The organism is Desulfatiglans anilini DSM 4660, assembly GCF_000422285.1.
Lineage (GTDB): Bacteria > Desulfobacterota > DSM-4660 > Desulfatiglandales > Desulfatiglandaceae > Desulfatiglans > Desulfatiglans anilini.
Genome location: NZ_AULM01000082.1, coordinates 1 through 4,695, shown reverse-complemented (window position 1 = coordinate 4,695; position 4,695 = coordinate 1). Strand labels below are relative to the sequence as shown.

5 protein-coding genes are annotated in these 4,695 nt (G+C 55.2%); 1 reads left to right on the top strand and 4 read right to left on the bottom strand.

What is annotated here, in order from left to right:
• The 4 genes from H567_RS0120965 to H567_RS0120950 all read right to left on the bottom strand — a co-directional run.
• On the bottom strand, positions 1-230 hold a 230-nt coding region (locus tag H567_RS0120965), incomplete at its 3' end, for a DUF4372 domain-containing protein (RefSeq protein ID WP_028322889.1).
• 115 nt (positions 231-345) lie between these two features.
• Positions 346-1,053: a DUF72 domain-containing protein gene (locus H567_RS26480; protein ID WP_051185185.1), complete on the bottom strand. Its 708-nt coding sequence runs from the start codon at positions 1,051-1,053 to the stop codon at positions 346-348.
• A 226-nt stretch (positions 1,054-1,279) separates the two neighbouring features.
• Positions 1,280-1,999 carry an endonuclease/exonuclease/phosphatase family protein gene (locus H567_RS26475; protein ID WP_035255619.1) on the bottom strand — a complete coding sequence of 240 codons (720 nt, stop codon included), beginning with the start codon at positions 1,997-1,999 and terminating at the stop codon, positions 1,280-1,282.
• On the bottom strand, positions 1,996-4,146 hold the full coding sequence (locus H567_RS0120950; protein WP_051185184.1) for a VTT domain-containing protein: 2,151 nt from the start codon (positions 4,144-4,146) through the stop codon (positions 1,996-1,998). The genes H567_RS26475 and H567_RS0120950 overlap by 4 nt, the downstream gene beginning before the upstream one ends.
• Positions 4,147-4,249: 103 nt before the next feature.
• On the opposite strand from H567_RS0120950, the gene H567_RS29105 reads away from it, so the two are divergent.
• Complete coding sequence (locus H567_RS29105; protein ID WP_161626672.1) at positions 4,250-4,393, top strand: hypothetical protein; 144 nt, start codon at positions 4,250-4,252, stop codon at positions 4,391-4,393.
• Positions 4,394-4,695 lie beyond the last annotated feature (302 nt).

Genomic DNA, 4,695 nt, shown 5'->3' with positions numbered 1-4,695 from the left:
GCGCGAATTCCCAGATGGACCAGCTTTCCTTCGCAGGTTGCAAGACCGCCGCAGATTTCGCGCAGGCTATGGGCGCGCCCAAACTGGCAGAAAAGCATCGCGACAAATTGTCCCCAGCACGTAAATCCCCTGGCATGCCGTTCCGCCCGAGTCTCTTTCACCGCCGCCTCAAATTCCGCCCGCGGAAAAAGTTGCAGCAACTGGCTAAATATGCTACCGAACCTGTTCATGGGTATCAGCCTCCTCTTGGTGTGTTTGTTTTTCCCAAAATCCTTATACACCAAAGAGGCTATACCCAGAAACCTCGATCACCTTCCCGACTCCACCTTGCGCTTCACCTCCGCCCTAAACGCCCGCAATTCCTAATTTGGACAAGAGTGTGTCAAAATAACAGAACACGTCGCTCCCCATCTCGGCCCAGGTGGAAACCGCACCGGCCCATCCGGACAATGCCGCAACACTGTAGTTGCCTTTGTAGGCGCCGCCAGGACCATGAAGCCGGATATAGATGAAATCCGCTGTGGTTTCTTTTGGAGATTGGTATCCCGCCAGATCGTAGATACAGAAGGCCGCTCCAAATAGTTTCAGGGCCTCATAGGCTTCCGGGTTCATCCAGGATACATCCCGGAATTCAAACGCATATCGGCAGCGGTTGGGAAGCATCTTCAAAAAATCATAAAGACGGTCCGCGTTAAAGCGCCAGCGCGGAGGCAGTTGAAACAGGATGGGACCGAGTTTGTCTCCCAACACATCCACTCTTTTCAGGAAGACGTTCAGGGCCTCTTTGGAGTCTTTCAGCTTCTTCATGTGGGTAATATATCGGCTGGCTTTAACGGCAAATTTGAATCCCTCAGGGACTGTCTTCCGCCAGGACGCCAGGGTCTCGGCTTTCGGGAGTTGATAAAAGGAATTGTTGATTTCAACCGTATGCAAATGCTGGACATAATACTGAAGATACTCATTGCTGTGCATGTCCTCAGGATAGAATGGGCCTGCCCAGTGTTTATAATGCCAGCCCGACGTGCCCACGTGTACATTTTTTAGCTCTGCCATAAAAGGCAAGCTCCTTGTTCAACCGCTCGTTCATATCAAATCCCCGCCCATTGCCGCTTATGGAAAGCTCCAGGGCATGCTTCGCTTCAGGATGCAGCCGGGCTGGCAAACGCCAAAAAGGAACTGCAGGAAGTCGTCGATTTTCTCAAGGACACGTCAAAATTCCGGTGATAGACGTGTCACGCCTGGCTTTACACACATGCGTTGCGCCCATCACGCACCGGGGTCACCCGATTTCGGACTGTGGCAGCCGGATATTGGCAACCACCGGCAGATGGTCTGAGGCGCGTCTCGCGAGACAGGATTTGAAGACATGGATCCCTTCAAGCGCGCGGCGCGGCCGGATCAGAATTCGGTCCAGGGCAAGCATCGGAAAACGGGAGGGATAGGCGGCGGGAGCAGGCTGGGCGCCAAAGCGGCGTCTCAGGAGACGGCGCATGGCGCTCGCAGGGTTCCATTCGTTAAGATCGCCCATCAGGATCAAAGGCTCCCCGTCGTTATGGGTCTCTATCTCTTTCAGGATCACTTGAATCTGTTGGGAGCGTTCGCGCCGTTCAAGTCCCAGATGGGTGCCAACCACCATGCAGGCCGTTCCATGGATGTCAAGAACAGCCATGACAGCGCCTCTCGGTTCTCTGGGCTTCACGGTGAGATCCAGCTTTCGCAGGCGGATGAGGGGATGCCGCGTGAGAAGGATATTTCCAAAATCGGCATGCCTCCGAGTCAGCGTGAGGCCGGGAAGAGCCCTCATCCCGGTCTGCCGGGACAGATTATCAATGCTGTACCGATGCCTCCCCCGGACGGGAAATGATACCTCCTGCAAGGCAATGACGTCGGCTCCAATCTCATGGACGATCTGAATCGCCCTCGCCGGTTGCTGACGCCCGTCGCTCCCGATCCACTCATGGACATTGTAAGTGCCTACAGTGATCCTTCCGTGGTTCAATCTTCCTCTTCCTTTGAGATCCTTTTCTTCGTCCACCAGATGCCGATGACCAGGACAATAGCCAGCCCGACAGTTATGGCGATATTCTTCCATTCCGGGTCTTTCACCGCGAGAATGAGACGGTCGGCAAAGATGGAAATAGCGAGCACCCCAGGGGCGAGCCCCAGTGCGGTGCCTATCAGATAATCCCTGAACCTTATCCGCGAGGCTCCGGCAATCAGATTGACAACGGTGAAGGGGGCGACCGGCAGGTTGCGCACAACCACCATGGTAATCAGACCCTGTTTGGCCAATATCTTTCCCAGCCGGTTGATCTTCTTGCCTGCCAACCGGCGTATCAACCCTTTTCCCAGGTGGGCCCCGATCGCGTAGGTCACGACGGCGCTGGCAAGGCATCCTCCAAGGGCGTAAATGCTCGCCTTGAGCGGTGGGAAGATCATTGCCGTAGCCCCAACCAAAAGGGTAACGGGTGCCATCAGGATCCCCCCCAAAACGAAGGCCGCTGCCACAACAACACCCACAAAGCCACTTCCTTCTATGGACTGGGCCCATGTGGTGATTTGTTTCACATCGATCCACTCCGAGAGAGGCGTCCAGCGCCATGCAGCGGCCATTCCCAGCAGGACCAGGACGGTCACAACCGCCTTTACCAGATGGCGTTTGCGGAATTCGGGCTTTTCTTCGTGGACAAACTGATCGATCATCTGGTCCATCTGGACCGGCCTTTCCGGGTCGATGTAAGATGTATCCGGCACCAGGGCCGCCCCGTCAACAGGGATATCCTGGCGGTCCTCCATCGGTTTCAGGGTGCGGCCGCTGCCCATCAGCGATTCGATCGCCTCGATCAGCGACGGGTGCCCGGCAATGCAATCAGCCGCCTTTTCGGGGGTCGTTCCCAGGTGTTCGGCCAGCAGCCGGTTTCGAAAGGCCGCTATCCCCATTTTTGTCTGTTGACGCCGATCACCCACAGATTCAATGGCCAGATCACATTCCGAATCCAGCCCCATGGATCGATTGCTCAGGTTTGCAGACCCGATCCGCACCAACCTCTCATCGCATATCATAACCTTGGCATGGACAAACAAGGGGGTCTCACCGTCTTTCAGCACCGGATACAGGACCCTGAGCCGCCCATGACCATCTACCTCAAACAGACGTTTGAGGATCCGGGCCCTGATGGCGTCCATAGCGCTCTTCTCCAGCCACCCGGTGCTCTCCTTGGGGAGAACGATCACGATTTCCGGCCCCTCTTCCTGTTCAAGACTTTCGACCAGCGCCTGAGCCACGACCCCGGAGGTCAGGTACTGATTCTCAATGTATATGCAGCGGCGTGCAGCCTGGATAGCATCCTTGTACAATGCCTCCACTTCTCTGACTTCCTTCCTTCCCTTGAAAGCCGGAGAGGTCCTGGCAATCGCGACCCGGACATCCGTCATGTCCGCTTCCACCGGCAAAGGCCAGGGAACGGGGCCTTCGCTCCTTGGGCAAGGAAGATGTTTCCCTGTGGCCCGGTGCCAGCGATCCCGAAACAGATCTCCCAGTGCGGCCGCCGCATCCCCCTCCACAAGCATCTGGATATCGTGAAAGGGTTTGTAGGTCCGGCCGCTTGGGTTGATGCGCCGGGAATCGTGCAGGCGGTGTTCAGGGGTGTCCCATCTGTTTCCAGTCAAATCGATACCGCCCGAAAAGGCCACCCGATCGTCGATGACCACGATCTTCTGGTGTTGAGAGGCCCCGGTGGGATGCTCGTCGTCCATAAAAAAATGGATGCGCCGGTTTGTGTTCCATCCCAGCTTGAACATGGAAAGCCACTCCCGTTCGAGGGCATAAATCATGGAGAAATCCCAATAGAGAAGATAGGCCTGAAGGTGGGGGGTGGCGGCAATCTTTTTGTCAATGTGTTCTTTGAGCCTGACGGAAGCACGGTTCTTCCGACCTTTAAACAGGGAAACCCGGCTGTCAATCTCCCATCCGGCGATGTAGATGGTCTTCTCCGCCTGATCGATGGCGGATGAAAAGGCCTCGAAATACGCAGCCCCGTCTACCAGAAAGGAAACCCGACTGGCGTTTTCTATGCGCCAGCAGTTTTCCCCTTCCTTTAAAATAGGGCCTTGTTTGTCCACGACGATGTTGCCCTCAACGCTCATGAATGCCCTTTAATAAAAACCCCTCGCCAACGCCATTACAGGCATCAGGCACGTGTGATCACTCCAAACACAACAAGCCGTTTCCATCCGGAAATGAAAAGTTTTGGCCAATATCAGTGAAATCAAGCGTCCGCGGGGAGGCAAGCTGCAGGTCGTCGCACAAACAAACGTGCAGATTGACGTCGAGATCGTCAAAAAAGACCCCCTCCGGATGGAAACTGTTATGAAACGGGCTCTTGTCAAGTGAAAAGTTCTGAAAAGCTCCTGTTTAATCGACGCCGCTTTACGGGGCCTTGGCGAGAATGGGCCCTGCGTGGAGCTCGTCGGAGCCAAGGCCCCGTAAAGCGGCGTTCCTTTTTATCTTTATCTTGTCATGACTCCTCCATCGGAGTTCTGTTTCTGCAAGAGGCCCTGAGGTTTCTTCGACGGTGAATCAATCTGCTATTCGTGGGTTGGGTACCAACACTATTCGGTATCCGTCCGGAGGTACTCGATCTATTGAACGTGAGTCAAGCAGACCTTGTCACATAGTTTCCTCGAGTATCTCCT

Excerpts from the sequence above, each read along its gene's own strand:
- H567_RS26480 (WP_051185185.1), bottom strand. The coding sequence starts at position 1,053 with ATGGCAGAGCTAAAAAATGTACACGTGGGCACGTCGGGCTGGCATTAT.
- H567_RS0120950 (WP_051185184.1), bottom strand. The coding sequence starts at position 4,146 with ATGAGCGTTGAGGGCAACATCGTCGTGGACAAACAAGGCCCTATTTTA.